The organism is Leuconostoc aquikimchii (genome assembly GCF_040838325.1).
In the GTDB taxonomy this organism is placed as follows: Bacteria; Bacillota; Bacilli; order Lactobacillales; family Lactobacillaceae; genus Leuconostoc; species Leuconostoc aquikimchii.
Genome location: NZ_JBFPER010000001.1, coordinates 1402956 through 1420116 on the forward strand (window position 1 = coordinate 1402956; position 17161 = coordinate 1420116).

17 protein-coding genes and 1 other annotated feature are annotated in these 17161 nt (G+C 38.1%); all 17 genes read right to left on the reverse strand.

Features of this window, described 5'->3' with window-relative positions; all coding sequences use genetic code 11:
- Positions 1-9 precede the first annotated feature (9 nt).
- Entirely contained in the window at positions 10-894 is an 885-nt protein-coding gene (pstA, locus tag AB3K24_RS06900) for a phosphate ABC transporter permease PstA (protein ID WP_367974611.1), read from the reverse strand.
- Positions 894-1817, reverse strand: coding sequence for a phosphate ABC transporter permease subunit PstC (gene pstC / locus AB3K24_RS06905; protein ID WP_367974612.1), 924 nt, complete (start codon positions 1815-1817; stop codon positions 894-896). The genes pstA and pstC overlap by 1 nt, the downstream gene beginning before the upstream one ends.
- A 131-nt stretch (positions 1818-1948) precedes the next feature.
- Positions 1949-2830 carry a phosphate ABC transporter substrate-binding protein PstS family protein gene (locus AB3K24_RS06910; RefSeq protein ID WP_367974614.1) on the reverse strand — a complete coding sequence of 294 codons (882 nt, stop codon included), beginning with the start codon at positions 2828-2830 and terminating at the stop codon, positions 1949-1951.
- Between the two features lie 97 nt (positions 2831-2927).
- Entirely contained in the window at positions 2928-4283 is a 1356-nt protein-coding gene (locus AB3K24_RS06915; protein WP_367974615.1) for a sensor histidine kinase, read from the reverse strand.
- 71 nt (positions 4284-4354) lie between these two features.
- Positions 4355-5260: a phosphate ABC transporter substrate-binding protein gene (locus tag AB3K24_RS06920; RefSeq protein WP_367974617.1), complete on the reverse strand. Its 906-nt coding sequence runs from the start codon at positions 5258-5260 to the stop codon at positions 4355-4357.
- 181 nt (positions 5261-5441) lie between these two features.
- Complete coding sequence (locus AB3K24_RS06925) at positions 5442-6131, reverse strand: response regulator transcription factor (RefSeq protein ID WP_367974619.1); 690 nt, start codon at positions 6129-6131, stop codon at positions 5442-5444.
- 114 nt (positions 6132-6245) lie between these two features.
- Positions 6246-7394: a recombinase RecA gene (gene recA, locus AB3K24_RS06930; RefSeq protein WP_367974621.1), complete on the reverse strand. Its 1149-nt coding sequence runs from the start codon at positions 7392-7394 to the stop codon at positions 6246-6248.
- Positions 7395-7527: 133 nt separating this feature from the next.
- A complete protein-coding gene (gene pgsA / locus AB3K24_RS06935; RefSeq protein ID WP_367974623.1) occupies positions 7528-8109 on the reverse strand; it encodes a CDP-diacylglycerol--glycerol-3-phosphate 3-phosphatidyltransferase in 582 nt (193 codons plus the stop codon).
- A gap of 9 nt (positions 8110-8118) precedes the next feature.
- Positions 8119-8994 carry a helix-turn-helix domain-containing protein gene (locus tag AB3K24_RS06940; protein WP_367974625.1) on the reverse strand — a complete coding sequence of 292 codons (876 nt, stop codon included), beginning with the start codon at positions 8992-8994 and terminating at the stop codon, positions 8119-8121.
- 13 nt (positions 8995-9007) lie between these two features.
- Positions 9008-10279, reverse strand: coding sequence for an EF-P 5-aminopentanol modification-associated protein YfmH (gene yfmH, locus AB3K24_RS06945; protein WP_367974626.1), 1272 nt, complete (start codon positions 10277-10279; stop codon positions 9008-9010).
- A complete protein-coding gene (yfmF, locus tag AB3K24_RS06950) occupies positions 10276-11547 on the reverse strand; it encodes an EF-P 5-aminopentanol modification-associated protein YfmF (RefSeq protein WP_367974627.1) in 1272 nt (423 codons plus the stop codon). The genes yfmH and yfmF overlap by 4 nt, the downstream gene beginning before the upstream one ends.
- Before the next feature lie 5 nt (positions 11548-11552).
- Complete coding sequence (gene cls / locus AB3K24_RS06955) at positions 11553-13007, reverse strand: cardiolipin synthase (protein WP_367974628.1); 1455 nt, start codon at positions 13005-13007, stop codon at positions 11553-11555.
- A 167-nt stretch (positions 13008-13174) separates the two neighbouring features.
- Complete coding sequence (locus tag AB3K24_RS06960) at positions 13175-14029, reverse strand: amino acid ABC transporter substrate-binding protein (protein ID WP_367974630.1); 855 nt, start codon at positions 14027-14029, stop codon at positions 13175-13177.
- On the reverse strand, positions 14029-14667 hold the full coding sequence (locus AB3K24_RS06965) for an amino acid ABC transporter ATP-binding protein (protein ID WP_367974631.1): 639 nt from the start codon (positions 14665-14667) through the stop codon (positions 14029-14031). Before AB3K24_RS06965 ends, AB3K24_RS06960 begins: the two co-directional genes overlap by 1 nt.
- 3 nt (positions 14668-14670) lie before the next feature.
- Positions 14671-15312 (reverse strand): amino acid ABC transporter permease, encoded by a 642-nt coding sequence (locus AB3K24_RS06970; RefSeq protein WP_367974632.1) that lies wholly within the window; start codon positions 15310-15312, stop codon positions 14671-14673.
- A gap of 183 nt (positions 15313-15495) precedes the next feature.
- Positions 15496-15723 (reverse strand) — a binding site (T-box leader).
- 42 nt (positions 15724-15765) lie between these two features.
- Positions 15766-16293 (reverse strand): rod shape-determining protein MreD, encoded by a 528-nt coding sequence (mreD, locus tag AB3K24_RS06975; protein WP_367974634.1) that lies wholly within the window; start codon positions 16291-16293, stop codon positions 15766-15768.
- Entirely contained in the window at positions 16293-17150 is an 858-nt protein-coding gene (gene mreC, locus AB3K24_RS06980) for a rod shape-determining protein MreC (protein WP_367974636.1), read from the reverse strand. The genes mreD and mreC overlap by 1 nt, the downstream gene beginning before the upstream one ends.
- Between the last annotated feature and the right edge of the window lie 11 nt (positions 17151-17161).

A 17161-nucleotide genomic window follows, 5' to 3' on the forward strand; every position in this document is an offset into this window, starting at 1 on the left:
TTGATTTTATTATGCACTTGTTAACTTTTTGTATAATTGTGCCCCTATTTTACGTGCACTCAAATTGAATAACAGGACAACAATAATCAACACGGCTGACGCACCAGCAGACACGGCATTCACGTCCGGCATAATACCTTCGGAATTAATTTTCCAAATGTGTACAGCTAAGGTTTCAGCAGGCCGCATAGGATTTAAAGGACTCGAAATATTAAACGGATTCCAATCGGAAAAGTTTAATGCAGGTGCAGATTGTCCAGCAGTATAAATTAAGGCAGCAGCTTCACCAAAAACACGACCTGCAGATAAGACGACACCAGTCACAATTGATGGTACCGCGGCGGGTAGAATAACATGAATAACTGTTTCCCAACGTGACAAACCTAGTGCGGAACCGGCTTCACGTTGTAGATTTGGAATTTGTGCTAAACTGGTTTCAATCGAGCGTGTCAACAAAGGCAAATTGAAGAATGTTAGCGCAATCGCACCAGATAGGATTGAAAAACCAAAACGAAATTGGACAACAAATATCAAAAATCCAAATAAACCAACTACCACTGAAGGTAAAGAACTCAAAATTTCAATTGCGGTACGAACGATAGTTGTAAATCTGCCTTTTCTTGAATATTCGTTCAAATAGATAGCTGCGCCTAAAGCAATCGGGAAACTAATCAACATAGCCAATATTAGCAAGTAAAACGAGTTAAATAGTTGTATACCAATACCACCACCAGCTTCAAATGCTTTAGCTGGTGAGGTTAAAAAATGCCATGATAAATGTGGGACACCTCGTACCAAAATAAAGGCAAGCATCGCAATCAAAATTAGCGCAACAATCCCAGCAATCGTATAAATCACACCGGTTGCTATTTTATCTGCAGTTTTTGCATTCATTATTTCATCTCTCCTCTACGCCCAATAGCACGCACAACCAAATTAAATACCAACGACATCAGCAATAGGATCATGGCTAGTGTCCACAAGACATCGTTTTGCAACGATCCCATGACAGTATTTCCAATGCCCATAGTTAAAATTGATGTCAATGTTGAAGCAGGTGACGTGAGATTATGTGGCATCAATGCCGCATTACCAATAACCATTTGTACCGCCAACGCTTCACCAAAGGCGCGCGCCATGCCAAAAACGATTGCTGTTAAAATACCTGGTGTTGCTGCGCGCAAAACAACTTTATAAATCATTTGCCAACGCGTCGCACCAATGGCCAATGCTGATTCTCGATAATGTCTCGGAACTGACTTTAATGTATCTACCGTCATTGAGGTAATCGTTGGTAAAATCATAACGAACAGCACAATTGTACCAGATAAAATACCAAACCCAGAACCACCAAAAATACTACGAATAAAGGGTACCACAACTGTCAAACCAATAAAACCATAGACAACTGATGGAATACCAACTAATAATTCAATGATTGGCTGCATAATTTTTGTGCCACGTTTTTGAGCAATTTCAGTCATAAATAGCGATGTACCGATAGCAAACGGTGTTGCAACAATTGCCGCCAAGAACGTTACCAAAAATGACCCCAAGATCATTGGCAATGCGCCGATATAGGGTTGTTTAGTTTGTGGATTAACGACCGATGGGTTCCATGTTGTCCCAAATAGAAAATCTGTGACATGCACACCATCATGGAAGAATGTTGATAGGCCACGACTCATAACGAAAGCAAAAATTGACACAACAACGATGACAATTAACGACAAGGCTGCCAAACTAATGGCTCGTCCCAGTGAATCTTTTTTTGTTGACTCAGATTTTTGCATCAACTTCTGTGTAATGTTATCCATTTTATCTCCATAGCATCAAATATCATCGTACAAGATGACAGTGTTATCACTTGTACGTTACATTATAAAATAGCATCAAATGCATTAGTTTTCTTATTTGTCATTTTCATCAAATAATTAATGTGCATCAATTATTTAACTGTAACTTTACCATCCACTCCGCGCGTCACGCGCATATCATGAATAGAAATGTATCCTAATTTTGGTACCAAAGTACGCTGAATTTCTTTTGAAGTTAAATAATCCAAAAATTTAGCAACGGCGACAGTCGGCTTTCCCTTTGTATATACATGTTCGTATGACCAAATAGGATACTTGCCAGCCGCAACATTTTTATTTGAGGGTGCGACATGATTAACTGAAGCGGCTACAATTGTGTCATCAATATAACCAAAAGCTGCATACGAAATTGCCCCTGGTGTAGTTGCCACGATAGAGCGCACCATACCTGAAGAATCTTGTTCCTGCGCTTCAATACTTTGTTTACCAAGCAATCCCCACTTTTCAAAGGTTGCACGTGTACCAGAACCAGCTGCACGATTGATAATAACAACCTTTTGATTCTTACCGCCAACTTGATGCCAATTCGTTACTTTTCCAGTGAAAACGGCTTGTAACTGTGCGGTTGTTAAGTCCTTTAAACCAATGTCTTTGTTCAACAAAGGTGCAATGCCAACAACAGCTACTTGATGATCCACCAATCGGCTAGCATTGATGCCTTCTTTTTCTTCTGCAAAAACGTCCGAATTACCGAGATCTACAGCACCTTGTGAAACTTGGCTCAGACCCGTTCCAGTACCGCCACCTTGCACGTTGACAAATGTTCCTAAATTGGCTTTTGCATATTCTTCACCCGCTGCTTCAACAAACGGTTGTAGAGCTGTTGAACCAACAGCCGTAATTGACGTTCCTGAAGTTTTTTTGTCTCGTGTTGCATAAGCAGTTCCAAGTGCTGCTGCAATACCAACGGCCACAATCGTTATGACGATCGTGCCGCGATGTGATTTCGACATGATAATGCCTCCCAAGATTAAACTACTACTATTCTATTATCTTAAAGCGATGTAAATGTATTAACGGTGCTTTGTAAAGATTGTGTAAAGAAATCATTTACAGGGGCAAAGTTACACTAATAGTCGTGCCCACACCTACCTGTGAATTTACTTTCACCTCACCATTATGTTTACTAACAATCTCATTAACAATGGCCAATCCAAGACCAGTCCCACTAGCAATTGTTCGTTGTCGTGACTCGTCACCACGATAAAAACGTTCAAAAATTCGTGATTGTTGATTTTTAGGAATACCAATGCCTGAATCTTTCACATTAATTTGCCAATGCTGATGATCTTTATATACTGTAACAGTCACATCCCCATCCTGCTTATTATATTTCACAGCGTTGATAATTAAATTCTGTATGATTGTCTCCAAATCATTTTTCAAGCCATGAACAACAAAATTTTGTGACACATCATTATGGAAAGTAATATTTTTAGTTGCACCCATTGTCATAACATGTTGCCATTGTTCATCTACTAAGCTTTTAATCGTCAATTTTGTGTTCACTGCTTCATTTTTTTGTTGCACACGTGATAGTGACAAAATATCACTAACAAGCGATGATAGTCGCCCAGCTTCTTCAGCAACGATCTGTAAAAATTGCTGGCGTGTCACAGGATCTTCACCCGCGGGTCCTTGTAAGGTTTCGACAAATCCCGTAATGGCAGTGAGCGGCGTTTTAAGCTCATGAGAAGCATTGGCCAAAAAATCAGATTGCATACGTTCAACCTGCAAAACAGAAGTTAAATCATACAAAATAATCATGACCTCAGCGTGCTTTAAATCAGCCTGATGATAAAGCGTGCTTACCTCATATTGTTTCACCTCACCATTTATCTGTAAATTTAGAATAGATTGTTGGTTACGCTGTGTGTTAAAAGTTTGCGTGATCAATTCTGATAGTGTGAACTGTCGAATGACTAAACTTTCAGCAATTGGCGTTTCAGGTTGTTGCATGCCTAATAAATCGGCAGCAGTCGCATTAAAAACATCAATTATGTGTCGCCGATTGACATTGATCACACCAACTGGGAGGCTAGCCAGTAGCGATTGATAGTTTGTCACATCCCGTTGTGCTGTTTGTCGTGCCTGCTTAATATAATTTTGTAGTGTATTAAATTGATTAATCAACTCATAATGTGGCGAAGATGGTTCTGTTAGTACCCCTCGTGGCTCTTGACCTTGAACGGTAGCTAGCATCCGATTTTGCATGACTTGTAATTCAGTTTGCTGTCTCGTTCCCCATAATCTTATAACAAATACACTAATCACTGCTGCAATCAACATCAAAAACAGTGCAATTAACCACTGTCGAAGATTAAAAGATAATACATTGCCAAACATCATAATAACTATAAAATTAGGTACTAAAAAGGACAAAAATTTAAGCATTGTTTTTTTCATATTGTTACCCCACTACAACTATCATAACAAAAAAAGACCGCTTTCGCGGACTCTAATATATGCTAACTATGTTATTTATTTTCTACTTTACCTGTTGCATCTCGTGTGACCTTCATATCAGTCAAACCAATATAACCAAGCTTTGGCACGATTGTCTTTTGTACTTCTTTTGTAGCAAAGTACTTTAAGAATGCCTTTGTTGCTTCAGATTCATCACCCTTAGTGTACATATGCTCGTATGCCCAAATTGGCCATGTGTTATCTTCAACGTTTTTCTTATCTGGCGTTACTTTATCGATATTTAATGCCTTGATACCTGAGGCATCCAAATAGGCAAAGGCCAAATAAGAAATTGAACCTGGTGTCGTAGATACTATTTTTTGAACAGTACCATTTGAGTCTTGTTCAGTTGATTGCACAGCATTTTGACCATCTAACACATTCTTTTCAAATACTGCTCGCGTACCTGATCCTGTTGCTCGGTTAATGATAACGATTTTTTCATCCTTACCACCAACTTCTTTCCAGTTAGTAATTTTACCTGTGAAGATATCTCGTAACTGTGTTTTAGAAATATTTGAAACTTGCACATCAGAATTAACTACTGGCGCAATACCAACAACAGCTACTTGATGATCTTTCAATTTGGAAGCATCAACGCCTTCTTTTTCTTCAGCGAACACGTCAGAATTACCAATTTGAGCAGAGCCACTAGCTACTTGACTCAAACCTGCACCAGATCCGCCACCTTGAACAGTGATTGTCACGCCAGGATTTTTTTCTTGAAACGATGTCCCAACTTGCTCTGCCAATGGTTGCAAGGCTGTTGAGCCAAGTGATAATACTTTACCACTTAATTTTGTTGTAGATGACGCCGTATTAGATTGACTTTTATCTGCATGCGAGCTGGCATAAAAAGCTACGCCTGCTGCGATAACAATCACGCCACCGGCGATTCCAACAATTGTCTTGTTCATGGATACTTCTCCCTTTGTTTAAGCTTCACGTGGAAGCATATGTAATGTAAACTCGGTTTGTAGTAGCGGCTCTTGGCAGCCTCTCCTTGTTTACAAATCATATATTACGCACCTTGTGTCAAAGAAAGCACCCTAAAATTGTCATCGTTGTGTAAAGCAATGTAAATCAATCTTTACATTGCTAATTAACCATTGTATATCCAAAGCCACGCACTGTCTTTAATATTTGTGGTGACTTCGGATTATTTTCCACCTTTTCTCGTAAATTACTAATATGCATGTCTACCATGCGACTTTCGCCAACATACTCATATCCCCATACGGCCGTTAAAATCGTTTCACGATCAATAACCCGTCCGATTCTTTGAGAAAAATAGAGTAATAACTCATATTCTCGTGGTGTCAGAGTTAAATTCTTACCAGATTTAGTGACAACTTTTTTATTATCATCAATAATAATATCTTGTATTTCAACGACATCTGGTTTATCGGGACTTGTCTGATCATTTTGAGATCGTCGTAATACTGCTTTTAGCCGCGCAAGCACTTCTCGTGGGCTAAAGGGCTTAGTAATGTAATCATCCGCACCTAGTTCTAATCCAAACACGCGATCAAACTCGTCACCTTTAGCTGTAACCAACAATACTGGTGTACTTATTTTATCTTGACGTAAATTTTTTAACACGGTCATGCCATCCATCACCGGTAACATCAAATCAAGCAAGATAGCATCAAAAGTTTGTTCTCCAATAAGTTCATAAGCTGATTGTCCATCCGCCGCTATTGTAACTTGATAACCATTTTGCTCTAAATTGTATTTCAACAAGGTTGAAATTGCTGGTTCGTCATCCACTACTAAAATTTTTGTCATGATATTAATACACTCAATTAGCTTAAAGTGCATTCCTCTCCAAATGTTTATTTACTTGCATTGTAACAAAAAAAACGAAAACGCCCTAGCGTTTTCGTTTTTTCTTTACATTATTTATACAATAGGTTCGTCTGTTAAATCATCATCTGCAACTAAATTCAACGCTTCAGAGTCATCTGTTGTTGAAACAACCTCTTCTGTTGACTGGTCAACAAGTGACTCGCCATCACCTATGCCAAATGCATCTCGCACTTTGGCATAGATTTCTTGACGCATTTCTGCATTTTCAGGCAAATCCAAAAATTCCTTAGCTTTTTCACGGCCTTGGCCAACTTTAATATCATTATAATAATAGAAGGCGCCGGCTTTTCGAATAATTTCCTGCTCCGCACCCAAATCAAGAATTTCTCCTGTTTGAGAGATACCTTTACCATACATAATATCTACTTCAGCTACCTTAAATGGTGGCGCTACTTTATTCTTAACTACTTTGACCTTAGTTAAGTTTCCAGTGACTTCGGTTCCATCTTTAATTTGGGTTGAACGACGGACTTCTAACCGAATCGTCGAATAAAATTTCAATGCACGACCACCTGGTGTTGTTTCAGGATTACCAAACATCACACCAATTTTTTCACGAATTTGATTAATGAAAATGGCGATTGTTCCGGTACGGTTTAAAGTGCCAGCCAATTTACGTAACGCTTGACTCATCAATCGTGCTTGCAATCCCACATGAGCATCACCCATCTCGCCTTCGATTTCTGCACGTGGTACCAATGCTGCAACTGAATCTATCACGATGATATCTACAGCCCCCGATTGTACTAGGGCATCGGCAATTTCTAACCCTTGTTCGCCTGTATCAGGTTGAGATAGCAACAGTTCATCTTTTTTAACACCTAATGCTTCAGCATATTTAACATCCAACGCATTTTCAGCATCAATATAGGCTGCTGTACCACCTGCTTTTTGCACTTCTGCAACAGCATGTAGTGCAATAGTTGTCTTACCAGATGACTCTGGGCCGTAAACTTCAATAATTCGACCCTTTGGATAGCCACCAACACCAAGTGCAACATCTAACTTAACGGATCCGGATGGATAAGTTTCGATCTGGGTTAACGTATTCTCACCCAAAAACATAATCGAACCTTTTCCAAAATTTTTTTCAATTTTCTTCAACGCCTCATCTAGCGCTGATTTGCGGCCCTTAGATTGCGCCTCTTTATCATCTTTTTTAGTCGTTTTTTTTGTAACCATATTTTTGGCTAACTCCTTTTATCTTACCACATTAGTTTACCTGTTTTTGTAGTCAAAAGCAAGCATTAAACGAACAATTGTTCGACAACGTTCGCTTCTATATTTATGATACGAAAAAAGCGCTTATTGCGCTTCACATCCCATCCGAAAAGACATAACGATTTTGCCAAAAGTAATCAATACCAGAATATATTGTAAAAATAACTGCTATCCATAACAATATGTCTCCCACTGGCAAACCAAAGTATACGAATGGTAAATTTTTAATATACAAGAAAAAAATAGCAAACATTTGTGAAAATGTTTTAATTTTTCCAGGCATCTGAGCAGCCAAAACTTGACCGTTATTCTCAACAATCAATGTTCTTAATCCTGTTATGGCTAATTCTCGAATCACAATAACTGCCGTCATCCACGCGGGCACGACATGAAAACTTGTTAAAAATATCAATGCAGTAATTACTAATAATTTATCTGCCAATGGGTCCGCGAACTTACCAAAATTAGTGACTAAATGTCGGCTACGAGCAATTTTGCCATCTAAAAAGTCTGTCAAAGAGGCCACAGCAAAAACAATCGCAGCCACTATCCAATTCACCGGAACCACGACATTCATGGTAGTCACGGTGCCCCAGTCATAAGGAATTGTCAACACGAAAATAAAAACTGGAATTAAAATAATACGAAAGACAGTTAATTTATTAGGTAGATTCATAATTTCCTCTTAGTTATTTAAATTTATCAATACATTCCAAAACGGCGTTGCGCTGTCAATAACAGTGATTCTTTGACCATCAAACGTCATGACCGCATTGGCTACATTTGTAAATTGCACATTGACAACATCTGTTCCTTCAGGAACAGTGAGTGTCTTATCAGCTGTCACCATTTCATTTAATAAGACAGCGCCACCCGCTGTGACTTGCACGTTGGTTCCAGCATTTTGTGCATTAATTTTGATTGTATGCTGTCGGTTGTTTTGTTTTGTTAAATTATAAACGGTTGTCTGGCGTGCAATATTTTGTTCGGGTGTTCCTAATTCAATTTTAGGGTTAACAGACTTTTTTGTCTTTTCTTTTTTTGAAGACGATGTTGCACGTGATTCAGATGAACTGCTAGGTACAGTAGAAGTTGAAACGGATACATTCCCGCCGTCATTTGATTGTTGACTGCCACTATTTAAATGTGTTAATACAAACCAAATACCAACTAACACCAAAACAATTAAAATACCTAGCCAAATATTTGGCAACATATTCGATAATTGTGACTTAGTTGATCGTGTTGTATCAATACCAGCACGTACAACGCCATCATTATCACGATGTGCGCGATTCAAATCCTTACTTCGAGAAATCGAAGCCAGCCCCGTTTTCCCTAATAAATCTTCAGGGTTCAAGTCAACAGCAAGTGCATATTGCCGAATAAACGCACGCACATAAAAATCACCTGGTAAAATACCTAGATTATTATTTTCCATGGCCTCAAGATATCGCACTTGAATTTTAGTTGCGGCTTGCACCTCATCCAATGTTAAGTTTTTCTTGAGGCGTGCAGCTTTTAACTGCTCACCTATTTGATTTGTTAAAGTTTCGCTCATAGTTTTTCCAATGTCATTTCTGCAGAACAAACCGTTGTAATTTCGCGTTCACATATATTTTTTCAGCGGTTTCTAGTATATCATTATATGTTAAATCTTGTAATAACATAATTTTATCAAATAAATTGGTACCAAAAAGTACGTCATCGCCACGTAAAGCAATACTTTCTAAAGAATTCAAACGTTGAATGCCTTCACCTAATGTTGCACGACGTAAAGATTCAAAATCATTTTCTTTACCAGCAAGAATTTCCTGATATTGACTCAACTGCGTTTCAATCGCCGTCGTCAATATGTCGTATTCAGTTGTTTCTGAAAAGAATGTCACAAATTGATAATGCCGTAATAAATCAAACGACGTGTCAAATTCAGTATCAATGATACCTTTATTATACAGGTTTTGATACCAATCTGTCTGCTCTCCAAACATTATATCAGATAAAATATCAGCGGCTAACATTAATTTAGTTGCCTGCTTGCCTGATATGTCACTTGCTGGCAATCGCAAACCAAAGGCTACTTTAGGACGCGAAACATCAAATTTTTTAATCTCTTGCTTTTTTTTAGGAACGCTAATAGGCGCTTCAATGCGCTTCACATTCACTTTTTCAATCATTTTTGTTGCTTGATTATCACGAATAACTTGCAGCATCTCTTTAGGATCAAAATTCCCAACAATTTGTAACGTTAAGTGATTGGGTTGATAAAAGGCACGATGAATATCGTACAGTAACGCTGGTGTGATTTTCAAAATAGATTGTTTCGTGCCTGCAATATCTTCTGACAAGGGCGCATCAGGATACATAAGCTGCATCAATCCCATATAGACCGTCCAATTTGGATCATCGTCATACATTTGGATTTCTTGCCCAATAATACCTTGCTCTTTAGCAATTGTTTTTTCACTAAAATAGGGCGTTTGTACGAAATCTAATAAGTGATTTAATGCCAAATTTAAATTTTTGGTTGTTGAAAACAAATAACTTGTTTGATACGCATTTGTGAAAGCATTAGCATCGGCACCAAGTTCACCAAAACGTGTAAATGCATCACTATTTTCCTTCTCAAATAACTTATGTTCCAAAAAATGAGCCGTACCAGCTGGAATATCAATCATCTTATCATTGTTTATTTGGAAACTTTGATCTAGTGATCCAAAAGGTGTTGTTATCACCGCGAATGTTTTATGATACACTTTTTTGGGGATCATGATAACTTTCAAACCATTGGCTAAGGTTTCTGTTAAGACATTTTCTTTCAGTCGTGTGTATTTTTTTTCTATCATTCTTGCACCTCAGGCATTAAAGTAAAGCGACTTTGTATCACGACTTCACGTGCCATTTTTGCAACATCTGCTGATGTGACAGCATTAACCGCATCAGTCCATTCATCAACCGTTGTTTCCCGATTTGTTAACAATCTTGAAAATATCAGTCCCATTTCACTAGATGGTGTGTCCTGTTGACTTAAATAATCATTCACTAAACTAGCTTTAATCGCTGACAATGTTTCTTCCGAGAAGTCACCTGCTTGAATTGCTGTTATTTGTGCTTGAATCATCGTATCTGTTTGTGACACTTTATCCGCATCAAGCCCTGCCGCAACAGTAATAAATCCTGTATCATGTTGCCATCGCGAATAGATACTGTATGCTAAGGACGCCTTTTCACGAATGTTTGTAAATAACTTAGATAATGGTGACCCACCAAAAAGTGCATTCAAAACCAAGGCGACAAATCTTCTCGGATCATCAGGTGCAATCGCTAATCGATAGGCAATCGTCATGATTGCCTGATTAATGTCCACTTGTCTATCTGTTTCCTCATGGATGACTGATTGCAACGCTTGTCGGTAAAATGGCTGCAATGGTTGTTCTTGACGTGCTAAAAGCGGCCACGCCTTTAATTCAGACACAACGCGTTGCTCGTCAACATCCCCATAGACAATAATATTCATTGTATCCTTTGTCATCATGTCTTGATAAGCTTGATAAACGATTTCTGAAGTCAGCATTTCAACGTCACTTCCGCGTCCTGCTGACGATATCGTCATGGCAGGTATATCATAGGTTAATTCACGTAACTTAGACATCGCATAACGTTGCTTATCATCAGTTAAACTATCTAATTCGTTCATTAGACTTTGCTTTTCTTTTGCAAAAGTCGCTTGGTCAAAATGACCATCACTTACAAATGGGTCAAAAATCATATCACGCAAAAAAGCAAATGCCTCATGTAACAAATTGCTTTCTTCACCAATATACGTTGGCGCTGGCATTTGCAAGGTATAACGTACATGATGTGTCTGACCAAAACGCAGCACATCTGTTTGGTACTGAGCACCATATAAGTCAATCGTTTTTTGCGCAACCTTTTGTTGACTAGGGTACTGTTTTGCACTAACAGCCGTTAAATAAGTTAACAATGAGCGGGCTGCAATATTCTCAACTTGTAATAATGGCGCAGCAAAATCGACAGCAATATGTACTGTTTTAAATTGTGTTGTGGGTTGAACAACAAGGTTCACACCGTCTTTTAATTGTATTTTTTTCATAGTTTTTATAGTATTGGAGAAAATAGTCGGCTAAATTTCTGTAGAAAAGTTAACCAGAACGACTGTTTCTCAAAATCCTCAATTGTTAGTCTTGTTGCCTTTTCAATATCTTGTTCAAACAGCGTCTCTAAGTGTGTTGCAAATTTTGGATCATAGATAAACGCGTTCGTTTCAAAATTTAACACAAATGATCTAATATCCATATTAGCTGAACCAACCGTTCCAATCTCATGATCAATGCTAACGACTTTGCTGTGTAGGAAACCGCCATCATATCGATACACTTCTGCACCTAATTCAATCAGCTCTTTTGCATAGTATTGTGTTGCTCTGTATACAATCGGATGGTCAGGCCTATCAGGAATCATCAAGCGTACACGAACACCTGACATCACCGCTATTTCAAGCGTTTCTAGAATCGCGGCATCTGGAATAAAATACGGTGTTTGAATCATTATTTCAGTCCGTGCTGAAGCAAACATTCGCATAAAGCCTTGCTTAATTTGTTTCATATCGTTATCGGGTCCACTAGATACAATTTGAATCATCGCACGCCCTGGTAATTGCACAATCTCTGGAAAGTAGTCAATCGTTTCTGACAGTACCTCTTTGGCTTCGGCGGTCGCATTCCAATCCATCAAAAAACGACTTTGCATAGCCAACACGGCATCACCATGAATACGAATATGCGTATCACGCCAATGACCAAACTTCTTAAAATAGCCAAGGTATTGATCCCCAACATTAAAGCCGCCAATATAGCCAATTTTACCATCGATAATGGCTATTTTACGGTGATTTCTAAAATTGAAACGTAAGGTCAAAAGTTGAAATCGTCGCATCAGAAATGGTGCCGCTTTGCCACCAGCATCACGCAATCGCTTGTACATATCTCGGTGTTGTCCGTGCGAACCAAATTGATCAAAAACAATTCTAACTTCAACGCCTGCTCGCGCTTTTTTGGTCAACAAATCAATCAATTGATTGCCAATCTTATCATCATAAATTGTAAAGTATTCCAAATGAATATGATGTGTCGCTTGTTTAATGTCCTCAAACAAGGCATTAAATTTATCAAAACCATTCGTAAAAGTTTGAATATCATTTCCGCGCGTCAATACTGCATCATCCGATGTCAAAAACAAACGAACTAATTCAGAGGCCGAATCAGGAATTGGTAATAGTTTTTCAATCTTTTCTAATTGTTGGCGTTGATTATCTGCAATTTGCTTTAATCCGCGCATATCTTGTGTTCTTAAACGGAAAATTTTTTTATTTGAGATACGACTACCTACCAAGAAAAAAATAAAAAATCCGACACCTGGTAACGTTATTAGGACAAGTAACCAAGCCCAAATGGTAGCGATATCTCTTTTCTGACTAAAAACAGCAATAATCGCCCCAAAGGTGTTAACAATTAGCAGTATGACTATTATTATCCATAGTGAATCCCTTAGCATGCCAACCCTCTTTCAATTTATAGTAATAATACTAGTTTACCATTTTTAACAATTTTATGACAAATAACCTAAATAAAAAGCCTAAAGCTTGTTATTTTTTACAACCTGCTTTACGCTCTTTATTGTGGCTGACATCTGACTATAAATCAGTGGCCATTTTTTTGTTTTTAGTTTGAAAACCAGCGATTTTCAATTTGCTTCAGACGACCATCTTTTTTGAACTCAGATAACTTTTGATTGACCGCTTGTCGTAATTGCACATCTGATTTACGGAAGCCAACCGCTGTTTCATCAACAGAAAAGCCACCGACAGTTACCGTATAATTTGTTGGATTTGCTTGGTGTGCCACATAATAACGTGCATAGTCCTCATCAATTAAAAGACCGTCAATTCGACCAGCATTTAAATCATTAAATGCCTTATCAAAAGTATCATAACCAATGACTTTTTGATCTTTAACGTATCTTTTCAATACTTTAGGGTGCTGATTAAAACTTTCATCGCCGCTGGAAGCTGTTTGATCGCCCAGCACTTTACCCTGCATATCAGAGAACGCATTAATATTATTTTTCTTTAGCGTCACCAAAACTTGTGTGGCATTATGGTAAGTATTTGAAAAGGCGACTTGTTTCGCACGGGCATCAGTTTTAGTATAACCATTCCAAATGGCATCAATATTGCCCGTATTTAATTCTGTTTCTTTCATTGACCAATCAATTGGCTGCCAATTAACTTTGATTCCCATCGTTTTAAAAACAGCATTAGCTAAATCAACATCAAATCCAATAATTTTACCACTTTTATCTCGAAATCCCATAGGCACAAAAGTGTCATCCAAACCGATTGTAATTTGCTTATCTTTTTTTATGCGGTTCCAATCGTCAGTTTTAGCAGTTGCCTGATTATTTTGTGAATTGTGCTTCGCACTCGCACTTAATCCAACTGCTAACCAAACCACTATCCCTATAAATAATAACCCAATAATTGAATTCACAACTATTTTTTTCTTCATACTCACCATCAACGTGCTACCTCCTTTGAAAAATCAAAGACCCGATCTGATACCATTTCCGCGAAAAATTGATCATGTGTAATAATTAGCTGTGTCACACCACGTTGCTTTAAAGTTTTAACGATGTCAGCAACCTGTTTAGTCGATGCCTCATCTAGTCCACTTGTCGGCTCATCGTACGCTAGAATTTGAGGGTTCATCGCTAGTGCTCGTGCAATCGCTGCGCGCTGCTTTTGACCACCTGATAATTGGAATGGATACAAATCTGCTTTATTTGACATACCTAAAGTCTCAAGAATATTAAGTGCCCTATCTTTAGCAGATGCTTTATCTTCTTTATTGACATTAATTGGCGCTAAAATGATGTTGTTTAACACAGTATAGTTTGGAAATAAATTAAAATCTTGAAAAATCAGGCCAACTTTAGCATCTGTGCGTGTCCCATTAACAGGTAATTTTTCGCCGTTTAAGGTCACTTCTCCAGCATCAGCAGTTTCTAGACCAGCTAAAATTTTAATCAAAGTCGTCTTTCCTATACCAGAAGGTCCAACGATACTGAGTACTTCACCATCGGATACGGCTAAATCTAAATCTCTAAATATGATATTACTACTATATTTTTTAGTTAATTTTTTAATTTCTAACATGGCTTATCTCCAAATGTTTAAACGTTTTTCAGTGCGTCGCAACAGTACTGTCACAATCGCGGTCATGATGAGATAGATTAGACCAACAAGTAAATAAGGAATCAACGTCACGTCGCGACTAGCTGCGATGTTACCTGCCCGTAATATGTCTCCCAATCCAATGACATACACTAATGAGGTATCTTTAACAAGATTAATGACTTCATTACCAAATGACGGTACAACAATTTTGATGACTTGTGGTAACACAATTTTAAAAAATGTTTGCATGCGTGTAAACCCTAAAACTTTAGCAGCATCATATTGCCCATGCGGAACAGATTGTAAGCCACCACGAAAAATTTCGGCCAGATAAGCCGCATAGTTAATAATAAAGGCGATAATTGCCGCCTCAAATCTTGGAAAAGTAATACCCATCATGCCTAATCCATAATAGACAAAAATTAATTGCAACAATAATGGTGTGCCTCGCATAATCCAAATATAACCATTAATTAACCAACGGATTGTAAAGTATTCCGATTTCATGCCAAGGGACACAATGATACCCAATGGGACCGATCCGATTATTGTGAAAAAGAATACCCCCAATGTCATTTTTAAACCCGACAATAGATTTGGTAATATCTCTAGGAAATAGTTCATCAGTTACTCCTTCTTTAAATACGCTATTAATAACATCACTTTAATTAAAAAAAGCTCTTGCAAAATAATTTGCAAGAGGACGCGTCAGCGTGATACCACCTCAGATTTTAATTTTGTTCACACAAAACTACTCTGCTAGTCTTTTATGGTTAACACAAAAACGCCCTCTGAATACAATAGTACTCAGAGGGCGTTTTTTTGCGCGGTGCCACCTCTTATTACATACCCCATCACTGGTTGCATGCCTTAATAAGTCAAAAGACTATATGCGGTAACGGGCAACCCCGATGTAATCTACTTAATTCAATCACACACTCGCAAATGTGTTTCATTTAACCTAATCATTTGCTCACACCACCCGCAAACTCTCTGACGAAAATGTTAAATTACTCTTCTGCTCAACGTTTTTTAATATAGCTCTTAGTATAGTCTTTTTTTTGTTTTTGTCAAGGTTTATCTTAAAAATTGAAATAAAGACCAAGTCGGATAGTAACAAATTGCTGCCACAATAACATTCAAAGCGGCTGTTGGCAAAACTTCAAATGCCAAAAAAGTTACTAGACTAACATTTGAAATGCCAATTATGAATCCTGCTACATAGGTAACCATTAAATAAACAATTAATCCAATCAAAAATATTGATATGCCACTGAGTAAACGCTCATCTAATATTTTGTGGAGTTGTTTCATAGCAGCGACCGCTGCCACAAATGCCAGCGTATATGTTCCAAAGATACCCGTATAGTACATATCAAATAAGATACCGATAAGCACAACGTATAGCCAGAAAGGCATATCTTTCCCAGCATCAAATTGAACAGCATAAAACAACCAAACTAATGTGAGCGTCGGCAAGATATACCACGGAAAAGCGGTAAAAATGCCGCTCATACCAGCCATTAACGACCCATCAGCGAATAGTAAAAACAATAAGATTATCGGATAGACAACACGTAACCGTGTCAACTGCCAAAAAGCCATTATTGCCCTCCAATCTGAGATACGGCAACAACAACCGTTGTAATATTGCCCAAATCAGCTGCTGGTCCTATATTAATACGTTTAGATAACCCATAGTCATCTCGAGTTACACTAGCAACTTTACCAACGTAAAGTCCCGCAGGAATGACTCCCCCTAGTCCAGACGTTTCAACCAAGTCGCCAGCTTTAATCTTATTTTCTGACGTTACTTGACTCATAATTAATTGATTTTTTTCGCGATTAAAGTTCGTAACGATACCGTTAACATCACCATTCCCGCCTTTAATGGTGATAGCAAATCGATTAGCATCCTCACTCGTGTCAGAAATTAGCGCTACTTTCGAATTGGTCGTATTAACTTCGCTAATGCGCCCAATAATTCCGGCGCCAGATAAGACTGGCATGCCTTTTTTAAGCCCTGATCTTAATCCTTTGTTGATAACTAACTGTGATTGCCACGTGGTTGGCGATCGACTAATAGTAACTGCAGAGACTGTTTTATAGTCCGTCAAAGTTGCTTTAAGTTTGAGTTGTGCTTTAAGCGCCTTATTTTCTTCCTCAACGGTTTGTAATCTCACTTTATCTTGTGCAAATTCGTCAATTTTAGATTTTAATTCACGATTTTCTTCAAATGTATCTAATAAATTGCCAATGCTATTAGCTGAACGACCAATAGCATTGGTCGGCACTGAAATAACACGACTTGCGCCACCAGCTAAGTCGTTACCAAAACGTTGTAAAAAAGGTGGCGTGTTCGTTCGTTTTGCCCACCAATTAGATCCCGCTATCAGCCCCACAATCACAATAAGCGAGATAATAATTGTTACAACAGCGCGTGACGAAAATATTTTACGCATTTTGTGTCCCC

Coding starts and splice junctions, on each gene's coding strand:
- pstA (WP_367974611.1), bottom strand. CDS start 894: ATGAATGCAAAAACTGCAGATAAAATAGCAACCGGTGTGATTTATACG.
- pstC (WP_367974612.1), bottom strand. CDS start 1,817: ATGGATAACATTACACAGAAGTTGATGCAAAAATCTGAGTCAACAAAA.
- AB3K24_RS06910 (WP_367974614.1), bottom strand. CDS start 2,830: ATGTCGAAATCACATCGCGGCACGATCGTCATAACGATTGTGGCCGTT.
- AB3K24_RS06915 (WP_367974615.1), bottom strand. CDS start 4,283: ATGAAAAAAACAATGCTTAAATTTTTGTCCTTTTTAGTACCTAATTTT.
- AB3K24_RS06920 (WP_367974617.1), bottom strand. CDS start 5,260: ATGAACAAGACAATTGTTGGAATCGCCGGTGGCGTGATTGTTATCGCA.
- AB3K24_RS06925 (WP_367974619.1), bottom strand. CDS start 6,131: ATGACAAAAATTTTAGTAGTGGATGACGAACCAGCAATTTCAACCTTG.
- recA (WP_367974621.1), bottom strand. CDS start 7,394: ATGGTTACAAAAAAAACGACTAAAAAAGATGATAAAGAGGCGCAATCT.
- pgsA (WP_367974623.1), bottom strand. CDS start 8,109: ATGAATCTACCTAATAAATTAACTGTCTTTCGTATTATTTTAATTCCA.
- AB3K24_RS06940 (WP_367974625.1), bottom strand. CDS start 8,994: ATGAGCGAAACTTTAACAAATCAAATAGGTGAGCAGTTAAAAGCTGCA.
- yfmH (WP_367974626.1), bottom strand. CDS start 10,279: ATGATAGAAAAAAAATACACACGACTGAAAGAAAATGTCTTAACAGAA.
- yfmF (WP_367974627.1), bottom strand. CDS start 11,547: ATGAAAAAAATACAATTAAAAGACGGTGTGAACCTTGTTGTTCAACCC.
- cls (WP_367974628.1), bottom strand. CDS start 13,007: ATGCTAAGGGATTCACTATGGATAATAATAGTCATACTGCTAATTGTT.
- AB3K24_RS06960 (WP_367974630.1), bottom strand. CDS start 14,029: ATGGTGAGTATGAAGAAAAAAATAGTTGTGAATTCAATTATTGGGTTA.
- AB3K24_RS06965 (WP_367974631.1), bottom strand. CDS start 14,667: ATGTTAGAAATTAAAAAATTAACTAAAAAATATAGTAGTAATATCATA.
- AB3K24_RS06970 (WP_367974632.1), bottom strand. CDS start 15,312: ATGAACTATTTCCTAGAGATATTACCAAATCTATTGTCGGGTTTAAAA.
- mreD (WP_367974634.1), bottom strand. CDS start 16,293: ATGGCTTTTTGGCAGTTGACACGGTTACGTGTTGTCTATCCGATAATC.
- mreC (WP_367974636.1), bottom strand. CDS start 17,150: ATGCGTAAAATATTTTCGTCACGCGCTGTTGTAACAATTATTATCTCG.